The organism is Nonomuraea marmarensis (assembly GCF_043197025.1).
Lineage (GTDB): Bacteria > Actinomycetota > Actinomycetes > Streptosporangiales > Streptosporangiaceae > Nonomuraea > Nonomuraea marmarensis.
The window spans coordinates 1-19,379 of the sequence record NZ_JBICRM010000068.1 but is presented as its reverse complement, the minus strand read 5'-3'; the positions used below and the strand labels follow the sequence as shown (position 1 = coordinate 19,379).

Below are 19,379 nucleotides of genomic sequence, written 5' to 3'. Positions count from 1 at the left end.
CGCCTACCACCACGCCATCGACGACCTCAGCCGCCGCGCTGGAACCGCTGCCTGACCAGCGATCCCAGCTCAACATCCACAAACTTGACTCGATCTTCCCGGCTTCGCCGAATCAAGCCGGGCTAGCTCCCCCGGACGGGTGTAGGTTCCGATCACCCGGGCCGCGATCGAGGGCAGCATCTTGCCCGGATGCCGCATCGACTCCGGCAGATACCGGCCCTTGCGCTGCACCCGCGACGGCCGCTGCCCCGTCGCCCAGACCGATGTCGTCACCTCCGTCATCAGCCCTCACTCCCGGCCCGCTCGGTGGACTCGGTGGCGCCCGGCGCGGTGAACAGCAGTAGGTCCGCGTGCACTCGGGCACTGGCCGGCAACCCGGCACACTCCGGCAGTTCCTCGATCGCGGCCAGGGCTCGGCGGGCGAGACCCGGGTCGATGCGTTCGCCGCGAGCGGGATGCCGCAGGGCGATGATGTGCTGCAGATACACCAGCCCCGCCTCCCGGACACGGGCGATGATCTCGGGTACCGGGTCGACCACACCGTCTTGGCGGTGCAGGCCGGTGACCACCACCAGATGCCCGCCCGGCTTGACCAGCCCCGCCGCACGAGCGACATCGAACACCTCAGCCACGGTCTCGGGTTCGGCCTCGGAGTCCGGCCGACCGGTGGCGTGGCCCACGGGCTGCTGGCAGGTCAGCTCGGCCACCACCAGCCCCGCGCTGCCCGCGAGATCAGCCAGCACGCAGGCGTCATCGCCAGGCTCGGTGACGCGCAGGTCGGTGACCTCCAGGTCGTAGTCGGGGTGGGTGCGCGCCAGGCAACTCCAGGACACCCCCGCGCGGGCCACGTCGGTGAAGACGGCCACCGGCAGGCAGCCCGCCGTCAGCGCGGCCGAGACGAGCTGATGATCGCTCGCGCCGAGATGGACCACGGTCTCGCCCAGCCGCGTACACGCCGCGACCAGGTGCCGGGCCAGCGGGCCGCTGACCGGATGGCAGCACCCCGCCCGGCACGTCGTGGCCGATTCGGTGTCGGCTGCCGCCAGCCACACCGACAGCGGCAGATGCCCCCGGCCAGCCTCCTGACCCTCCCGGGCCAGCCGAAAGCCTGGCTCGGAGAGCTGTGTGTCCGGTTTGGATGCGATGGATGAGGAGCCGGCCGTGGCAAGCCCGGGAGCGGCAGAGGAACGGGTGGACGTGGATGCCGTTGAGGTTGAGGTTGAGGTGATGATGGGCTTGATCATGTGGGTGTGGCCCAAAGTGCCGGGCCACCGATCCCTGTCACTATTCCAAATACCTGCCGCCAGACCCGAATTCGGACAGGCCCTCACGTAAAGATTCGGCAAGACCAGCGGCGGGCGGTCTCGCGCCCCCGGCCGGACACCACCGGCCAGGACACCCCGGGCTTCTCATCCACACCCTGTGGACAAACGCTGCCGGTCAGTCCCCCGCCACATCACCGACTATCTCGCCCGAAACCACGTACGGCCGCGCCTCACCTGCCCAATTCACCCTCCGCATCCAACTGGTCACACTCATAATGGTGCGGCGTGCGGTCGGATGTCTGGAGGGGGTCCGGCCCGTACAAACGAGTGCGCCAACCCGACGCGCCACCCCCCGTCGGGCCAGCGTCCACACTCCCGCATCTCCCCCCTCCCACACGCACCATGAAGCCTGTTTTCGCAGGTCACAGCAGTCTCGGACACTTTCCGGACAACACTCGTCACCGGCTCCACCACGGCCGATCGTCCTTTGAACGATGCCACCTACGCTGGGAAGGAGGACACACCGAGACGTGCGGGAGGCGATCTGCATGCCGAGCCGGAAGGACGAACTGGCCGAACGCCGCTTCACCAAGCTCGTCGACCAGATCAAAGCGATGATGTCCGCCGGCCTCAAGCCGGAGTACCACGGCTTCTACGGCCAGCTCTGCCCGCGCCGTTGTGGCCGACGATCCCGAACGTCTCACCGGACCGGACCGCGAACGTCACACCGTCCACGGCCCGGGCGCTCCGGACACACCGCGGCAGCGGCCCAATATGGCACGCCTGCTGTTCCTGGACGCACACACCCGTGACCTGTACGCCGACTGGGCCGCCAAGGCACGTGCCGTGGTGGCGACCCTGCGGATGGCCTCCGGGCGCCACCCGGACGACCCGCTGCTGGCCGCGCTGCTTGGGGAGCTGACGGTGAAGAGCCCGGAGTTCGCCACGGTGTGGGCCGACCACCGGGTCAAGGCCGGCGGCGACGCGGTCTACGAGATGCGGCATCCGCTGGTGGGCACCATGCAGGTGACCCAGCAGACGCTGCGGATCGCCGACGACCAGGCGGTGGTCGTCGCCACCACCGAACCCGGGTCGCCCTCCCACTCCGCGATGACGCTGCTCGTCCACAGCGCGCTCATCGGGCGTACCTCTGCCGCCCAGGACCCCCGGCACGACGCGCCGGCGCGGACATGACCGGCTGACTCCTTCCCACGCTTCCCCACGCTTTCCCCAGGCGCTCCGAACCGAGCGCCCGATGCCGCACGCCCGCGAACCCCCCGTTCGCGAAGTCATTCGGAAAGGACCAGCAGTGCGCAACAGAATGCTCACCCTCGCAGTCGCCGCCGTCGCAGCCGGGATCGGTCTGGTGACCGTACCGCCATCAAACGCGGCGACGATCATCGCCGCATCGTCCCCCTCGACCGCGCAGGCCCGCCCGTCGGCTGCGCCGCCGGTGACGTCACGGATCGCGGTGCACTTCGACCTGGCGAAGGGCCAGCTGCCGGAGAACATCGCGCTGGGCCCGGACGGTACGGCCTACGTCACCTTCGCGGCCGCCCGTCAGGTCGCCGCGATCAGTCCGGCCGGCGCCACCCGGATCCTGGCTACCCTCCCCGCGCCCGCCGACGGCGGCGCCGACACCCCGGCCCTCGGGTTCGCGCTCACCACCGGCATCGTCCGCACCGGCGACGGCACGCTGTACTTCCTGTACGCCAGCGGCGACGCCGCGACCACCGGCCTCTACCGGCTGCGTCCCGGGCAGGAGCCGCGGCGAATCGCCGCGCTGCCGGCCACCGGGCTGCCCAACGGCCTTGCCTACGACGAGCCGGCGAAGACCTTCTACCTCACCGACTCAGTGCACGGCACCATCACCACCGTGCCCCTGAACGGCGGCCACGCCCAGGTCTGGTCCTCGGCGCGAGAACTCTCCGCCACCACATTCCTCGGCGCCAACGGCATCAAGGTGCGTCATGGCGCAGTTTGGGCCACCAACCTCGACCAGGGCACCCTGTTGCGGATCCCGATCAACCGAGGCCGTCCCGGACCCGTCCGGGTCAAGGCCGCCGGGCTGGCCGGCATTGACGACATCGCCTTCACCGGAACCGGCGACGACCAGGTCATCGCGGCACTCAACGCGCCGAACAAGGTCGTGCGCATCGACGGGGACGGCCGCGCGAAGACACTCCTGACGACCGCCGCCGGACTGCAGAACCCGACCTCGGTGGCCGTGCGCGGCCGGACCCTCTACGTGCTCAGCGCCGCCTACACCACCGCCACCGACCCCAACCTGGTGCTGGCCACCCTGCCGCGCCGCTGACCTTCGGAGGACCACCATGCACGAGATCAAGCTCGGCGACGTCACCGTCACCCGCATCGAGGAGACGCACGGCCCGATCATGCCCACCCGGGCGTTCTTCCCTACCCTGCCGGACGAAGCCTGGCAAGAGCATCGCGACCTGCTCATTCCCGACCACCTCGGCACCGACGACGACATGGTGCACGTCGCCATGCAGACCTGGCTGCTGCGCAGCGAGGGCCGCACCATCCTGATCGACACCGGCATCGGCAACGACAAGAACCGCCCCGCCGTCGAACCCTGGCACCAGCAGCAGCTGGACTACCTCGGCCGGTTCGCCGCGGCCGGAGTCCAGCCGGAGGACGTCAACCTGGTCGTCAACACCCACCTGCACCTGGACCACGTCGGCTGGAACACCCGCCTGGCCGACGGCGAGTGGGTGCCGACCTTCCCGAACGCCGCCTACCTGATGCCGGCCATCGACTTCCACCACTGGAACCCGGCGAACAATCCCGGCATCCCCGGCAGCGTCAACGAGTACGCCTTCGAGGACAGCATCGCTCCGGTGCACGCCGCTGGACAGGTACTCCTGTGGGAGGACGCCTACGCCATCGACGGGAACCTGCGTCTGGAGGCCGCGCCCGGGCACACGCCAGGCCATGCCGTGATCAAGCTGGAGTCCGGCAACGACCGGGCCCTGTTCGCCGGCGACATCGTCCACACCCCGTTGCAGTTGCACCACCACGGCCACGACAGCTGCTTCTGTGAGGACCCGGCCCAGGCTCGTGCCACCCGGCGCCGCCTGCTCGACTGGGCGGCCGACACCACCGCCTTGGTCCTGCCCGCCCACTTCAGCGGCCGATCGGCCCTGGAGATCGAGCGGCGTGCCGAGGCATACGCCGTCAAGGAGTGGGGCCCATTCAGCCGCTACTGACCGCTCCGCCACCGGCGCCTCACCCTGCCTGATTCGTCGTCGGTGGCCGAGCCCGCAAGGTAACCGCAGCCGTACTCGCGGTTCCTACCCTGGATCAGTTCACTCAGCGACACTCTCGCCGTCGGCGGGCGGCCCAGCGTGCTTGTCCGGCACGACGACGAGGCTGACGATGCGACGTGTGCGGCCCTGACCCCCAGTGCGGCCGATTCGTGTGACGACCGCCTTCTCTATTTCCTCGATCATCGCGGCGAATTCGTCGTCGGACAGCCACACCGCCGCCTGCCGGTAGACCACCCCGTCGCCGATGGGATCGGCGTCTTCGCTGGCGAGGTAGCGGTCGAAATCCGTCAGCAACGATGCGACGAACGTGGCGTACGCCCGTTGGTGGTCCTCCCGCGTCATGGCCGCCCGCGCCGCTGGGTCGACCACCGCCTCCTCCGCGCGAACCCGGTAGCTGCGTACCACGATTCCGCGCACCCGTTCCTCGCTCGCCACCTCCAGCACGCCCGCGTCGGTCAACAGGGCGATGTGCCGGTACATCGTCGCCGGCGGGACGTCGGGCAGGCGGTCACGCAGCTGCGCGGTGGTCAGCGGATCGGCGTCGAACAGCGCTTGCAGAATGCGCATCCGAACGGGATGCAAGAGAAGATCTGCGGTTGCCACAAACTGATTCTCTCACATACGATAAGGTCACCAAATATGAGAACGTTACCAAATATGAGAGAATCGGAGTGAGGCATGCGAGAGGTCGACATGACGGCCACCTCGGGCGACGGACCTCCCCCGGTCGGCACGTCGCCCCGCCCGCGGTCCCCAACCCCTTCCCGGCCGTACCTCTGCCACGCGGCTGGATTTACCGGTCGGCACGAGACCGCCGCCGCGCACCCCCAGGGGTGGAGCGGTGGCGGTGCCGGCGGGGTCGCCCGCGTGAGGGAGACTCCTGGCCCTGATGACCTGCCACGGCCTCCGGGGCCCCGCCCTGGCGATCACCACCGGCCTGGCCGCAGCTTTCTCCCGATGGGACGGAAAACCGTGTAGCCGAAAATCCTGGTCCGGCCGTTCCGGAATGGACATGGCGCCTGGCCAGAGACCTTGTTTCGTGGCTCTCGACCTCCAGCCATATCCTTGCGCGCCGAGCGTCGGAAACACACCCGATTGCAGGTTTCGCCCACCCCCTGCGGAATGGATCATGAATCCCTATTCCGTGGCACCCGCGAAAGAGAAAAGCGTGACTACCACAACCCCCGTTCCCCAGAAAAGTGGCCTTGTCCTTTTCTGGGCCGTCACATTCACGACGACCTTTGCTTTCTGGCTCGTCGCGATCGCACTCGGTGGATCGGCGATGAGTTCCCCCACCGTCATCCTCTACCTGCTCGGTGGCTTCGGCCCGGTGTTCGGCGCGATCGCGGTCCGTGTCCGCCGCGCCCGCCGCAGTCAACCCGCCCCCACTCATACGGTGAGACTCCGGCTGACTGCGCGACTGCTCTGGGTGCTGCCCCTGCTGGTGCTGGCATCGGCGACCGTGCTGGCAGCCGCGCTGCTCGCGGAGCTCCTGGGTGGTCCCGCGATAAGCTTTACGGCGGGACAGAGTTTGATCGCGACCGCGGGCGGACCCGTCCCATTCTTCGTCAGCATGCTGGTCGCCGGTCCGTTGGCCGAGGAGCCCGGTTGGCGCGGCACGGCCTATCCGCGCCTGCGTGCGTCGATGAGCAGCCTGCAGGCTGGCCTACTGCTGGGTGTCATCTGGGCGGTATGGCATCTGCCGCTGTTCTTCATCTCCGGGACCGTCCAGGCCGCATTCGGTCTGGTCAGCTGGAGCGGGTTGCTGTTCACGCTCAGCGTCATCCCGATGGCGCTGCTGACCTGTTACGCCTACGAGCGTGCCGGGGTTGCGGCGTCGATCGCGGTTCACTTGGGCGTCAACGCGACGATGGCGCTGCTGAGCGTCAATTCGCCTATCACGCAGGCATCCATCCTGGTGGTGCAGTTCCTTGTCGCGATCACGCTGCTTGCTCGGCAGCGCGAACGCCAGGCGGCACGGCCGGTTGACATGGCCCATGGGTAAGCCACTAGGCACCGTGATCACGTTTGGTCAGCTGGGGACATTTGGTACCGAGTGCCACCCTGGCCCGCACAGGTACGGGACTATGGCCGATGGTCTGGGACAGCCAATGGCGACCGTCAACGCCCACGCGGCAGGGCTGGGGCCGGGATACGGGCCAGAGGCGTCGTTCACCTTGAAGTTCGTGCCGGTGTGGACGAGCATGTAGGGCCCACCCGCAGTGGTGGCGGCTGAGCTTGGTGCCGCCCGAGTCCCGGAACTGCGTGACGTAGCGGAAGCTGGACCGCTGTGCGACTGCGACGGAGGCGGCGTTCTCCGGCTCTACGTTGATCACTGCCTGTGTCGCCCCTTGGGCAGCTGCATACAGGCAAACCAGGTGGACCGCGCGGGTTGCGAGGCCGCGTCCCCGCCATTTCGGGTAGAGCCCGTAGGCAATTCTTACTTGGCCCTCGGCCAAATCCTCCGCCTCGAATCGCAGGTCAATGGTGCCTACCAGGTCTGTCTGGGTGTCGACGTGGATCGCGAAGGCGCGCAATGGGCCGTTGATGCTCCACTGCTGCATTGGTGGGCATGCAGGCCCAGTAAGAACGTTCACCACCGACCAGTTCCCGCTCGACGATGGCTGCGCTCAGGCCGGCGTGCACCACGCGGTGGGCAACGTTCTCTCCAACCGGGCCCGCCCCGATGACGATGACGTCGAAGATGCCAGCGTCCATGTCAGAGTCCTTGAGTGACACGGCCGAGGCGCAGCGCCGAGGCGAGGAAGAACAGACCGCCGAGCGTGGCGTAGCCGGCGAGGTTGACCAGCGACGCGCCTTCCTGCGCGGCTTGCAGGACGAACGATGTCCCGGCGACCGTGGAGATGGCTCCGCTGATGATCATCGGCCAATGACCATCCAGGTTGCGGCGGATCACACCGACAGCAAGCTGGATGAGACCGGACACGATGGCCCAGGCGCCCCACACACGCAGCACTGCCGGGATGCCGGACGAGGCAGCGAGGGCCAGGCCGATGGCGGTGACCCAGCTGATCGCGATGTTCACGTACAGGCTCAGCGCTGGGCCCGTCGCTTTCGACGAGCGGGCGTCGATGACAGCGGCGACCCCATCGAACAGGGGGTAGAGCACCAGCAGGGTGACGCTGATCGGCCCGAGGCTCGACGCGGTCGCGATCAGCAGACCGGCCCAGATGAGCGCGAATCCGAATCGGACGAAGTACAGCCGTCGCAGGGAGGTGGCGATGGCGGCGGGGGAGGCAGTAACAGTGCTCACGGGAAATCCTTCTGTATAAGCGTGATTACGGGGACGGGTACGGACGGCAGACCAGCGGAGGACGCGGACGGAGCGGACGCCCCCGAGCGCGACAGCCAGCGTGGCGCCGGGCGTGAGCATGGTGGAAAGAGTTGCGGGACGAGGCAGTGAACACCCCTTAAGAGATAGAACGTTCGGTATTGATGTAAGAGTGTCAGCACATGTTCTGACATGTCAAGACCGAACGTTCTATCTGCTAAGCTCTCGGTAATGGTGCAGAACACTCGAGGTCAGGTATCCGAGGCGCGATCACGGCTGCTCGGAACTGCCACCCGGCTCTTCTACGCGGAAGGGCTCCACTCTGTGGGGATCGATCGGATCGTCGCGGAGGCGAAGGTGACCCGCGCGACGTTGTACCGGCACTTCCCCAGCAAAGATGAACTCGTCGTCGCGTATCTGCAAGGAGCCGACCAGGCCATCCGCGATCGGGCCGGCGAAGCCCTCGGCAGCGACAGACCGGCGGCCGACATCGTACGAGCCATCGCCAGGTCGATCGCCGAGGACATCGCGTCACCTGGGTTTCGCGGATGCGCCTTCCTCAACGCTGTGGCGGAGTATCCAGACCCCGAGCATCCCGTGCACAAAGCCGTCCTCGCGCACCGCCAGTGGTTCCTGCGCACCATCACCGACTTGCTCGCGCAAACCGGAGAAACACCGCCCGAGCCCGCAGGCCGACATTTCGTCATGCTGCGAGACGGCGCGATGGCAGCGGGCTGCCTGTCCGACCCGGCGGCGGTCTGCGAGACGTTCCTCCAAGGAATCGAGGGAATCCTGCAGTTCCGCGCCGATTCCACGGCTCCTCAACCCAGGGCAGGAACTGTCTGAGCGCTTCGGACCGTGGGGCCTCCTCCTCGCAGATCCTGTTCTTCTCCTTTGCCCGCCGGGATCGTCCCCGCAGGCGGCGCTGAAGGCGGCAGTGAACCGACCACGGCCGGCGCGGAGTGCACGGTCAGAGCCGAACCAGGCACCGAGGAGCTTGTGCGGCACGCTGGCCTGCTCGGCTGCTGGGGTCAGGCGGCCGCTGGTTCGTGGTGACCTTGTGGCCGAGAGTCTGGAGTCTGGCGATAAGCCGCTGGGTTTCCCTAATGAGAGTTAACGGATCTGCCTGGGGTATCCGGCAGACTTCGGACTGGTAGCCACCGGCGGGTGAGCACTCGGGTTTCCTGGACGTTGAGTCCTGACGAAAGACCGTGCCCCTGCCGGTAACCGGGTGAGTTGCTCGCTGGTTGCTCTTCGGCACGGGTCCGGCACATGGCCGGGGCGTTTCGAACTCCGATTTGGGCCCGTGGGCCCTGTGGGTGCCGAATATGGTGTCACAGGGTTTGATCTGGGGTTTTGCCGTGCTCGATGGCGCGGCTCCGGCAGGATCGCAGGATGGCTCTGCGGCTGGATCGCTAGGACGCGGGCTCGCGGGTCAGGCGGACGAGGACGCTGGCATGGTCGCCCGGGGGCAGGTCGAGGTCCAGGCCGTGGGAGAGCAGTACCGCGCCGTGGTGCACGTGGCCGGTGTCCTCGTCGCGGTAGCGGCCCGCCGGGTCCAGGGTGGCCAGGCGCAGACCTTCCGCGGGGTGGCCGAACCTCGCCGTCACCCGGTAGGCCAGCACCACGACCCTGTCGCCGAGCACGTACTGCACCGCGCTGACCGGACCGGCCGGCTCACCCAGGCGGTACAGCTCGCCGTGCTGCACCACCAGGCGGATCTCCTTGTAGCGGGCCACCAGACCGGCCGCCTCGGCGCGCTCGGCCTCCGTCCACTCGGGCAGGTTTCCCCCGAGGCCGAGGACGCCGGCCATGGCGACATGGAAGCGGAAGCGCAGCGGGACGAGCCGGCCGGTCAACGGGTTCGGGCTGTCGGTCACCCAGGCGGCCATGGTGCGGGCCGGGTAGAGCTGGCCGTACCCGTGCTGGATGCCGATCCGGTCCACGGCGTCGGTGTTGTCGGAGGTCCACACCTCGTCGGTACGGGCCAGGATGCCGAGGTCGGCGCGGCCTCCACCGCCCGCACACGACTCGATCCGCAGGTGCGGGTGGTCGGCCCTGAGCCGGTCGATGATCGCGTACACCGCGCGGACGTGATCGATCCACAGCCGGTCGGGGTCGTCGTGTCCGGGCCGGCCGGCCTCGGTGAAGGCCCGGTTGAAGTCCCACTTGAGAAAGTCGATCTCGTGGTCGGCGACCAGCCGGTCAAGCCAGGCGTGCGCCCAGGCGGCCACGTCGGGCCGGGCGAAGTTGAGCACGAGCTGATTGCGCAGCGTGGTGCGGCGCCGGTGCGGCATGTGCAGCACCCAGTCGGGGTGCCGCCGGTACAGGTCGCTGTCGGGGTTGACCATCTCGGGCTCCACCCACAGGCCGAAACGCATGCCGTGGCCGTGCACGGCCTCAATCAGCCTGTCCAGGCCGCCGGGGAAGCGGCCGAGGTTCACCTCCCAGTCCCCCAGGCCGGCACGGTCGCTGTCGCGTGCCCCGAACCAGCCGTCGTCGAGCACGAACAGCTCCGCACCGAGGGCGGCGGCCTGCTCCGCGAGCCGGAGCTGCCCGTCGAGGTCCACGTCGAAGCCGGTGGCCTCCCAGGAGTTGTACACCACCGGCCGCGTCTCCTCCGGGTGCGGCAGGACGTGGCGGAGCGTGTAGGCGTGCCAGGCACGGCTGATGCCGCCGAACCCGGACGTGCCGTACAGGCCGGCGAACACCGGGGTGGTCCAGGTCTCGCCGGGGGCGAGCCGCCAGCGCAGGCCGTCGTGGCCGAAGCCGCCGGTGAGACCGACCGGGCCGAACGGCGGCCGCTGCACGGTGATCCGCCAGCTTCCGCTCCACGCCAGCGCCGCGCTCCACACCTCGCCGTGCTCTTCGGTGGCCGCGCCCGCGTCGAGCATGAGCCACGGGTTGGCCTGGTGGCCCGTGGTGCCGCGCCTGCTGGTCAATACGGTCTCGCCGTACGGCAGGGGCTCACGCCTGAGCTGGCTCTCGCTGGACCAGCCGCCGGCGACGTGGCTGATCCGGGCGCCGGGGAGCACCGGCAGGGTCCACGCGGCCGAATCGGAGCGTTCCAACTCGACGGGGTCGCGGTCGCCGGTGTGGCGCAGCACGGTCCAGCGCTCGATCACGTCGGTGTCTTCGCGTACCCGGTAGTGGAGGGTGATCTCCAGGGGGTGGTGCCGGTCGGCGAACCGGATGGCCAGGTGGCCGCCGTCGATCTCGTGCCCCAGGTGGCGCCACTCCACGCCGGCGCCGCCGTCGGCGTACCGGACCAGCAGGGAGGGGGCACCGAAGCCCGGCCCCTCCAGTTCCCCGTAACCCTGGACCTGGAAGCTGCTGCCGTCGCGGCAGACCGGGCCGGGCACCGTGGCCGCCTGCTCGGCGGTGAGCGGCGGTCCCCAGTGCACGTGCCGCGGGCGGTCGTCCGCATCGAGGCGCAGCGCGTAGGAGGTGGCGGGCGTGCGCAGCAACCACAGGCGGCGCTCGGCCAGGTACGTCACGAGGGTCATAAAGGTCCTTACCTAGGGTGGCAGGAGTGTACGACCGCCCCGTCTCCGAATTCAATTCTTGACACTATTAATTAATTATCCTACGTTACGACCATGTTTCAGCCGCCGACGTTCACTCGGGGTTCCATCGGTAGCCCTGCCGAGGCCACCGTGATCACCACCGTCCTCACCCGCGGGCCCATCTCGCGGGTCGACATCGCCCGGATGACCGGGCTGTCGCAGGCCGCGGTGACCAAGGCGGCACGGCCGTTCATCGACGCCGGCTACATCGAGGAGCTGCCCAACCGGGAGCGGGCGGCGACCGGAGCCGGCCGACCCGCCAGCCCGCTCGCCGTCCGCGCCGACCGGGAGTTCTTCGTCGGCATCAAGATCACCTCTGACGAGCTGATCGGCGTGGTCACCGACCTGCGCGCGCAGATCCTGCACTCCCGGCACCGGGCGCTGAACTCGCACGTGTTCGACCACGTCGCGGGCCAGATCGTCGACCTGGTCGGCGAACTGCTCGGGCAGGACACGGCTTACCGCGAACGGGCGCACTGCATGGGGGTGGCCCTGTCGGGTGATGTGGACCGGGCCTCGGGAAAGGTTCGCTACTCCCCCTTCATCGGCTGGAACGACGTCGAGCTGGCCGCCTACCTGACCCGGGCGACCGGCCTGATCACCACGCTGGAGAACGACGTCAAGGCGCTGACCGTGGCCGAGCAGTGGTTCGGGGAGGGCGTGGACACGGCGTCGTTCGCGCTCGTCACGGTGGGCGCCGGGATCGGCTGCGGCCTCGTCGTCGGCGGGCAGGTCGTCTCCGGCGCGTACGGCGTGGCCGGCGAGATCGGGCACGTCCCGGTGGCCGACGGAGGGCCGCCGTGCCACTGCGGCGGGCGGGGCTGCGTCGAGGCCATCGCCTCCACCGAGGCCATCGTCGCCGCCTCCCGCCTTGCCGCCGGCCGCGACCTGACCATGGACGACGCCGTCGCCCTGGCCCGCGTCGGCCACGAGGGCGTCCGCGAGGTCTTTGCCCGTGCCGGGCACGCCATAGGGCTGGGGCTGGCCGCCATGGTCAACCTCGTCGGACCGGAGCGAGTCGTGGTCTCGGGCGAGGGCGTCGCCAACTACGACCTGTTCGAGGAGCAGATCCGGCAGACCTTCGTGGCCCAGGCGTTCGCCGCGGCCGCGAACTGCCCGCTCACCATCCGGCCCCTGCCCTTCGAGGCATGGGCGCGGGGCGCCGCGGCGGTCGCCGTGCAGACCCTGTTCACCCTCTGACCCCTGAACGTCCGGGACCGAAGCCTGTCACCCCCGCGATCGGCCCGACACCCGCCCTGTCCCTTCCATCAGCGGACCGCCCGCGGCCGGCGGCCCGCAGGACCGACCTTGTCCTCACGGCCGCAGAACCGGAAGGACTCCAAGATGAACGACGGACTGACCCGGCGCGGGTTCCTCAGCGCCTCGCTGCTGTTCGCCGGCGGCACCCTCGTGGCGTGCAACGCGAGCGACCCCACCGGGAAGGCCACCACCGCCGGCGCCAAGATCACGCTGAACCAGTACTACCACGCCTACGGCGAGCAAGGTGTCCAGCAGGCCGTCCAGCGCTACGCCGCGGAGTACACAAAGGCCAACCCGGACGTGGCAATCAACATCAGCTGGGTCGCCGGCGAGTATGAGACGCGGCTGAACGCGGCCCTGCTCACCTCGCAGGCACCGGACATCTTCGAGATCGGCGACTTCCGCTACCAGATGATCAAGAACGGCCAGCTCGCGCCGCTCGACGACATCATCAACGCCTCGGAGTACGTCAAGGCCAACGTGGAGAACGTCACCGCCGACGGCAAGGTCTACGGCATCAAGATGATGGACGACATCATGATGCTCTACTACCGCAAGAGCGTCCTTGCCGCGGCGGGCGTGACCCCGCCGAAGACGTTCGACGAGCTGGCCGCCGCCGCCAAAAGGCTCACCACGGACAAGATGAAGGGCCTGTTCGTCGGAAACGACGGCGTGGGCGACGTGGGCCACCTGCTGCTGTGGTCCGGCGGCGGCGACGTGATCAAGGACGGCAAGGTCGCCTTCCAGGAGGGCGCCGAGGCGATCTCCGCCATCCGCCGCCTGCACCAGGACGGCTCGCTGCTGCTCGGCTTCCCCACCGACTGGTACGACCCGGGCGCGATCGTGCAGAACGCCGCCGCCATGCACTGGTGCGGCCTGTGGGCCATGCCCGACATCCAGAAGAACCTGGGCGACGACTTCGGCGTGATCCCCTGGCCGGCCTTCGGCTCCGGCGGCACCCCGGTCGGCCGGCTCGGCGGCTGGTACGAGCTGGTCAACGCCAAGAGCCCGCACGTGGACGAGGCCAAAAAGTACGTCCAGTGGCTCTGGGCCAAGCAGGACGAGCTGCAGAAGGACTTCTGCCTGAACTACGGGTTCCACGTGCCGGCCCGTACGCCCGTCGCCGAACAGGCCCTGCAGGGCGGCAAGCTCGCCTCCGGCCCGGCCAAGGAGGCGGTCGCCATCTCCCAGCAGTACGGCCGGTCGTTCCCGGCGCTGTGGAACACCGCGATGCAGACCGCGTTCGGCCAGGCCGTGGCCGGGGTGGCGAAGGGGAAGGGTGACGCCGGCAAGCTGCTCGGCGACGCCGCCACCCAGGTACAGACCGAGCTCGACAAGCAGCTCGCCTGATGACCGTCACCGCCGGGCGGACGACGGCCGCGAAAGCGGTCGCCGCCCGCCCGCGGCGCCGGGTCGACCGGCGCGCCGTGGGAGCGTTCATCCTGCTCACCGCGCCGATGGTGATCGGTCTGGGACTGTTCAAGTACGTCGCCATCGGGTGGAGCCTGCTGCTCAGCCTGAACGACGCCCGCGGCACGCTGGAGCTGGGGTCCTGGACCGGCCTGGACAACTACGCGTTCCTGCTGGGCGATGAGGGCTTCCGGTCGTCGCTGGTCACCATCGTCGCGTTCACCGCGTTCATCGTGCCGGTGACCTTCGCCGCATCCCTGGCGCTGGCCGTCCTGGTGAACCGGGTACGGCGCGGCCGGGCGTTCTTCCGTACCGCCTTCCTCATCCCGGCGGCCGTGTCCTACGTGGCCGCCTCCCTGGTGTGGAAGATGAGCCTGTTCAACGGCCTGCCCTCGGGGATCGCCAACACCCTGGGCAGTCTGTTCGGCATGGCGCCGGTCGCCTGGATCGGCACCGAGCAGCCGCCGCTGTACTGGGCCGTGCTGGTGACCCTCCGGCTGTGGCTCCAGGTCGGCCTCTACATGATCCTGTTCCTGGCCGGGCTGCAAGCCATCCCGCAGCAGCTGTACGAGGCCGCCGCGATCGACGGGGCCGGTGGCTGGCAGACGTTCCGCCGGATCACCCTGCCCCAGCTGCGCAACACGTCGGTCGCCATCGTGCTGCTCCTGTTCATCGCGGCGTTTCAGGCGTTCGACGAGTTCTACAACATCTTCAGCACCGGTCTCGGCGGCAGCGCCACCGCACCGGTTCGCCCGCCCCTGGTCTACCTGTACGGCATCGCCATCAAGGACCAGAACTACGGCCTGGCATCCGCGGGTGCGTTCCTGCTCACCGTGGTGATCATCGTGGTCACCCTGCTGCAGGGCCGTCTCGTCGGATTCGGCAGGAAGGACTGAGGCTATGACCGGGGCCACGAAGGGGACTACGAGCGCGGTTGACCCCCGCGCCGGCCGCCACCGCGGCCTGGCCGGCACCATCGTGACGTACCTGGTGCTCGGGCTGGTGTCAGCGGTGTTCCTGCTGCCGTTCTACGTCATGCTGCGCAACTCGATGATGACGCAGATGGAGGTGAGCTCGCCCGACTGGCACTGGCTGCCGGCCGTCTTCTCCCTGGACAACTACCGCGACCTGTTCAGCGACCCCTCCGTGCCCATGGGCACCGCCCTGGGCAACTCGCTGCTCATCGCCGTCGTCACGGCACCCGTCTCCACGATCTTCGCCTCGATGGCCGGGTACGCGCTGGCCCGCCTGCCGGTGCCCGGGCGCGGCGCGGTGCTGACGTACGTGGTGGTCACCATGATGATCCCCGGCTCCGTGACGTTCGTGCCGACGTTCGTCGTGGTGGGTGCCCTCGGTGGGGTCAACACCACCTGGGGCATCATCGCCCCGGGGCTGTTCAACGCGTTCGCCGTCCTGCTGTTCCGGAACTTCTACCTGCGTTTCCCCGCCGAGATCGAGGAGGCCGGGCGACTCGACGGGCTCGGCTACCTGGGCGTGTACCGGCGGCTGGCGCTGCCCAACTCGGTCACCATGCTGGCCTCGCTCGGAGCTCTGTCGTTCATCGACGCGTGGAATGCGTTCCTGTGGCCGCTGGTCATCGGCCAAGACCCGGCCTCCTGGACCGCGCAGATCGCGCTGTCCACCTTCCTGACCGCCCAGTCCGTCAACCTGCCCGGCCTGTTCGCCGGCGCCGTGATCATCATCATCCCGCTGGCAGTGATGTTCCTCGTCGCCCAGCGGCACATCGTGCAGGGCCTGACCACGTCCGGCCTGAAGGGCTGAGTCCTGGCCTCGGGACCATTCACCGCTCGATCCAGCTCAAGGAACTTGAATGCGACACTCCCCACCTGTCCGTGCCCTCCTCACCCTCCTCACCGTCCTGGGCGTGACCGCCACGCTCTTGGTGGTGAACGGCAGTCCCGCCCTCGCCAAGAGCGACTTCTCCGCCCGGCCGTTCATGGGCTGGAGCAGCTGGAGCGTCCAGTCGTCCACCCGTGCCGGGTACGGGACGAACTGGCTGACCGAGGCCAACATCCGCCGGGCCGCCGACGCCATGGCGGGCCGGCTCAAGAAGGCCGGCTACCGGTACATCAACATCGACGCCGGGTGGAACGCCACCATGGACTGGGTCTTCGGCTTCGACGGCAACGGGATCCCCGACCCCGACCCGACCCGCTTCCCCCGCGGCATCGAGCCCGTCGCCGACTACGTCCACGGCAAGGGCCTCAAGATCGGCCTGTACGGGGCGGCCGGACTGGAGAAGGCGGTCTACGACCGTAACCTCCCGATCCTCGGCACCGACTGCCGTACCCAGGACATCGCCGTGCAGCCGCTCACGCCCACCAACATGTGGGGCGGCAACTGGAAGATCGACTACTCGCGGCCGTGCGCGCAGGCGTACATCGACTCCATCGTCGCCCGGCTGGCGTCGTGGGGCGTCGACTTCATCAAGATCGACGGCACCACGGCCGACAACGTCGCCGACATCGAGGCGTGGTCGCGGGCGATCGACCGGGCCGGCCGCAGCATGTGGCTGACCGCCAGCGCCTGGCCGGTGCCGCGCGCCGCGGGCGAAGGGCTGAAGCCGCACGCCAACAGCGTCCGTGTGGACACCGACATCGAGTGCTACTGCGACACCGTGTCCAGCTGGACCAGCTCGGTCGACGACCGCTGGAACGACCTGCCCGCCTGGCTCGACGTGGTCGGCCCGAACTACTGGCCGGACCTCGACTCCATGCCGATCGTCAACAACACCGGCAAGGGCCTCCAGGACGGCGTCAACGACGTGGAACGGCAGAGCGTGATGACGTTCTGGTCCATGGCGTCCTCTCCCCTGTACGTCGGCGGCGACCTGGCCAACCTGGACGCGAAGGCCGTCTCCATCCTCACCAACCCCGAGGTGATCGCCGTCGACCAGGCCGGACGCATCCCCAGCCGGGTGACCGGCGGCACCCTGCAGACCTGGAAGAAGCAGCTCGGCGACGGCACCCTCGCGGTGGCCGTCTACAACCTGGGCGACTCGCCGGCCGACATCACCGTGCGGTGGGCCGACCTCGGCATCGTGGGCCCGGCGAAGGTGCGTGACCTGGTCGCCCGCCGCAACCTCGGCAAGTTCCCAGAAACCTGGCAGGCCACCGCTATCCCGGCGCACGGCTCGCGGCTGGTCAGGATCACGCCCGAGGTCATCCTGCCGCCGGACACCGAAGCCCCCACCGCGCCGACCGACGTGCGGGCGACCGACGTCACCGCCACCGACGTCACCCTGTCCTGGAGCCCCTCGACCGACAACGTGGGCGTCACCGGCTACGACGTCTACCAGGACGGTACCGTCAAGGCCACCGTCACCGACACCACCACGACCGTGACCGGCCTGAACCCCGGCACGTCCTACACGTTCGGGGTCCGGGCCAGGGACGCGGCGGGCAACGTCTCACCGCCGTCGGCCGCCGTCGCCGTGACGACCTCCCCGGCCGCCCCCGGCACCAGCTATGAGGCCGAGTCCGGCACGCTGAGCGGCCGCGCGCGCGTGGTCTCCTGCACGGCCTGCTCCGGCGGCCAGAAGGTCGGCGACCTCTACCAGGGCGGCGCGGTGACACTGGGTGACGTCACCGTGCCCGCGGCCGGCACCTACCTGCTGACCATCACCTACATCGCGGGTGACCCCACCCGCAGCGTGTTCCTGACCGCCAACGACGGACCGGCCACCACCCTGTCCTTCCCCTCCACCGGAAGCTGGGACACCCCCGGCGACCTGACCACCACCGTCACCCTGCGCGCCGGCACCAACACCCTCACCTTCGACAGCGGCACCGGCTACAGCCCTGACTTCGACAAGTTCACCCTGAGCCCCGCCTCCAGCCCCAAGAGCTGAGCGAACGGTCAGGGGTGCACGACGGCCCGGCGCGATCGCGCCGGGCCGTCGCCGTAGATGCCGAGCGCCACCGGCCGACCCGAGTCCTGATGAAAATGCGCAGGCGGGGGCCCCAAGGCCGAAGGGTGGCGGCGGAGTCACCCTCGCGTGCGAGGGTCGACGAGCTTCAGCAGGCCGGGGGTCCTTGCGGCGCAGCGTCACCTTGCGGCTGTTGCCGTAGTCGACCTGTCGCGTCAGACCCGCTTCGCGCAGCATGCGGAAGTGATGGGTCAGCGAGGTCCAAGATCACGGCCCTCCGGGCGGAGCTTCGCTCGTTTGGGGCTCCTGCGCCCCAGACAATGCCATCGTTGCCGCCATTGTCGAGGCCCACCACGGCACACTGCAGGCCCACCCCCTCCCCAGAAGGAGGGCTGGTGGCCATCGCTCTGAACGGACGCCGGTGATGTACGGTTCGCGCTGTGCTCTATCGCATCCGTGTCATCATCGGTTCGCTGATCTCCTTAGTCTGCCTGGGGTTCGCTCTCTACGCGCTGTACCAGCTCATCCGGGGCGGGAGCTGCGCCTCAGGTGGCAACTACGTCTCCATACGGCAATGCCCGCCCGGCACGGAGAAGTGGGCGTGGATACTTCCCGGCGTGATCATCGGCGGACTGCTTAGCTTCTTCCTCGGCACCTTCAAGGGCTTCGTGCGTACCCCGAAACCGCCCGAGACCCCCGCAGACGACTTCCCGCGTAGGACGGCGCCGTTCGACCGGCCCACCCCATTGATAGTGACAAGGGGGCAGGTATTCACCACCGCCGCAGGTGACCAGGACCCTCTCCTACGGCTACAGAGACTCCGCGAGCTGCTCGACGCGGGCACGCTGTCGCCCGCGGAGTTTGAGCTCGCGAAGCGGAAAATCCTGAACGAAATGTGAGCGGTTATCCGGAAGCCTCCCCGATGTTCGCCCTGGATATCACGGCTCCATGGCCGCGAGTTTTCCGGTTCCGACCCGGCCAAGCAGCACGGCCCGGACATCGCCGCCGGCGGCTGGTGCCCGTCTTCTTGCAGCTCGGCGACGTGGGGTCCGCGCCACCGCCCCGGTCAACACCAAGCCATGCGACTCCACTCAGCTGAGGCAATGGTGGAGCACGGATCCGAGGTCATTCGGTTTCCTCGTCTTCAGGAACCTGCAGACCAACCTGGTCCTGGAAAGGATTCCCTCGACATCGGGCGTCCCCGTACAGAATCGTCCTCGCGCGCACACTGCCGTGCGAAACGACTCATCGGGCTTCCAGGCGATCATCATCAATTTTCTCTAGCCCGGCTTGATTCGGCGAAGCCGGGAAGATCGAGTCAAGTTTGGTGATGTTGGGCTGATGTTGGGCGGAGTCGCTGGTCAGGCGGCGATCCCGCCACGGTGAGCGAGATCGTCGATGGCTCGC

General features: G+C 68.7%; 17 protein-coding genes. 11 read left to right on the top strand and 6 right to left on the bottom strand.

From position 1 onward, the window contains the following. Nucleotides 1-281: 281 nt before the first annotated feature. The gene (locus ACFLIM_RS48870; RefSeq protein WP_393177543.1) at nucleotides 282-1,052 is read right to left on the bottom strand and encodes a hypothetical protein; all 771 of its coding nucleotides are present in this window, start codon (nucleotides 1,050-1,052) and stop codon (nucleotides 282-284) included. Between the two features lie 891 nt (nucleotides 1,053-1,943). Between ACFLIM_RS48870 and ACFLIM_RS48865 the strand changes: the two genes are divergently transcribed. The 3 genes from ACFLIM_RS48865 to ACFLIM_RS48855 all read left to right on the top strand — a co-directional run bounded on the left by ACFLIM_RS48865 (nucleotide 1,944) and on the right by ACFLIM_RS48855 (nucleotide 4,495). Further along, entirely contained in the window at nucleotides 1,944-2,459 is a 516-nt protein-coding gene (locus tag ACFLIM_RS48865) for an MmyB family transcriptional regulator (protein WP_393177541.1), read from the top strand. Between the two features lie 115 nt (nucleotides 2,460-2,574). Next, nucleotides 2,575-3,582, top strand: a complete 1,008-nt coding sequence (locus ACFLIM_RS48860) for an SMP-30/gluconolactonase/LRE family protein (protein WP_393177539.1) — start codon at nucleotides 2,575-2,577, stop codon at nucleotides 3,580-3,582. Between the two features lie 16 nt (nucleotides 3,583-3,598). Then, the gene (locus ACFLIM_RS48855) at nucleotides 3,599-4,495 is read left to right on the top strand and encodes an MBL fold metallo-hydrolase (protein WP_393177537.1); all 897 of its coding nucleotides are present in this window, start codon (nucleotides 3,599-3,601) and stop codon (nucleotides 4,493-4,495) included. Between the two features lie 99 nt (nucleotides 4,496-4,594). Here the strand turns inward: ACFLIM_RS48855 and ACFLIM_RS48850 are convergent, their stop codons facing one another. Beyond that, the gene (locus ACFLIM_RS48850; RefSeq protein ID WP_393177535.1) at nucleotides 4,595-5,158 is read right to left on the bottom strand and encodes a helix-turn-helix domain-containing protein; all 564 of its coding nucleotides are present in this window, start codon (nucleotides 5,156-5,158) and stop codon (nucleotides 4,595-4,597) included. A gap of 526 nt (nucleotides 5,159-5,684) precedes the next feature. Here ACFLIM_RS48850 and ACFLIM_RS48845 point away from each other — a divergent pair. Beyond that, nucleotides 5,685-6,560, top strand: coding sequence for a CPBP family intramembrane glutamic endopeptidase (locus tag ACFLIM_RS48845; protein WP_393177533.1), 876 nt, complete (start codon nucleotides 5,685-5,687; stop codon nucleotides 6,558-6,560). Nucleotides 6,561-6,564: 4 nt separating this feature from the next. Here the strand turns inward: ACFLIM_RS48845 and ACFLIM_RS48840 are convergent, their stop codons facing one another. The 3 genes from ACFLIM_RS48840 to ACFLIM_RS48830 are packed head-to-tail and all read right to left on the bottom strand — an operon-like array spanning nucleotide 6,565 to nucleotide 7,829. Then, nucleotides 6,565-7,119, bottom strand: a complete 555-nt coding sequence (locus ACFLIM_RS48840; protein WP_393177531.1) for a GNAT family N-acetyltransferase — start codon at nucleotides 7,117-7,119, stop codon at nucleotides 6,565-6,567. Next, complete coding sequence (locus ACFLIM_RS48835; RefSeq protein ID WP_393177529.1) at nucleotides 7,037-7,273, bottom strand: FAD-dependent oxidoreductase; 237 nt, start codon at nucleotides 7,271-7,273, stop codon at nucleotides 7,037-7,039. Before ACFLIM_RS48835 ends, ACFLIM_RS48840 begins: the two co-directional genes overlap by 83 nt. A 1-nt stretch (nucleotide 7,274) precedes the next feature. After that, nucleotides 7,275-7,829, bottom strand: a complete 555-nt coding sequence (locus tag ACFLIM_RS48830) for a hypothetical protein (RefSeq protein ID WP_393177527.1) — start codon at nucleotides 7,827-7,829, stop codon at nucleotides 7,275-7,277. Nucleotides 7,830-8,078: 249 nt separating this feature from the next. Here ACFLIM_RS48830 and ACFLIM_RS48825 point away from each other — a divergent pair, with 249 nt between their 5' ends. Then, nucleotides 8,079-8,693, top strand: coding sequence for a TetR/AcrR family transcriptional regulator (locus tag ACFLIM_RS48825; RefSeq protein WP_393177525.1), 615 nt, complete (start codon nucleotides 8,079-8,081; stop codon nucleotides 8,691-8,693). Nucleotides 8,694-9,262: 569 nt separating this feature from the next. Here ACFLIM_RS48825 and ACFLIM_RS48820 read toward each other — a convergent pair. Continuing rightward, the gene (locus tag ACFLIM_RS48820) at nucleotides 9,263-11,353 is read right to left on the bottom strand and encodes an alpha-galactosidase (protein WP_393177523.1); all 2,091 of its coding nucleotides are present in this window, start codon (nucleotides 11,351-11,353) and stop codon (nucleotides 9,263-9,265) included. Nucleotides 11,354-11,503: 150 nt separating this feature from the next. Here ACFLIM_RS48820 and ACFLIM_RS48815 point away from each other — a divergent pair, with 150 nt between their 5' ends. The 6 genes from ACFLIM_RS48815 to ACFLIM_RS48790 all read left to right on the top strand — a co-directional run bounded on the left by ACFLIM_RS48815 (nucleotide 11,504) and on the right by ACFLIM_RS48790 (nucleotide 18,871). Continuing rightward, nucleotides 11,504-12,613, top strand: a complete 1,110-nt coding sequence (locus ACFLIM_RS48815; RefSeq protein ID WP_393177521.1) for an ROK family protein — start codon at nucleotides 11,504-11,506, stop codon at nucleotides 12,611-12,613. A gap of 144 nt (nucleotides 12,614-12,757) precedes the next feature. Next, entirely contained in the window at nucleotides 12,758-14,023 is a 1,266-nt protein-coding gene (locus ACFLIM_RS48810) for an ABC transporter substrate-binding protein (RefSeq protein ID WP_393177519.1), read from the top strand. Next, the gene (locus ACFLIM_RS48805; RefSeq protein ID WP_393177517.1) at nucleotides 14,023-14,979 is read left to right on the top strand and encodes a carbohydrate ABC transporter permease; all 957 of its coding nucleotides are present in this window, start codon (nucleotides 14,023-14,025) and stop codon (nucleotides 14,977-14,979) included. The genes ACFLIM_RS48810 and ACFLIM_RS48805 overlap by 1 nt, the downstream gene beginning before the upstream one ends. A 4-nt stretch (nucleotides 14,980-14,983) precedes the next feature. Next, nucleotides 14,984-15,865, top strand: coding sequence for a carbohydrate ABC transporter permease (locus ACFLIM_RS48800; protein WP_393177515.1), 882 nt, complete (start codon nucleotides 14,984-14,986; stop codon nucleotides 15,863-15,865). A gap of 49 nt (nucleotides 15,866-15,914) precedes the next feature. Continuing rightward, complete coding sequence (locus ACFLIM_RS48795) at nucleotides 15,915-17,954, top strand: fibronectin type III domain-containing protein (protein ID WP_393177513.1); 2,040 nt, start codon at nucleotides 15,915-15,917, stop codon at nucleotides 17,952-17,954. 458 nt (nucleotides 17,955-18,412) lie between these two features. Then, nucleotides 18,413-18,871, top strand: a complete 459-nt coding sequence (locus ACFLIM_RS48790; protein WP_393177511.1) for an SHOCT domain-containing protein — start codon at nucleotides 18,413-18,415, stop codon at nucleotides 18,869-18,871. Nucleotides 18,872-19,379: the final 508 nt, after the last annotated feature.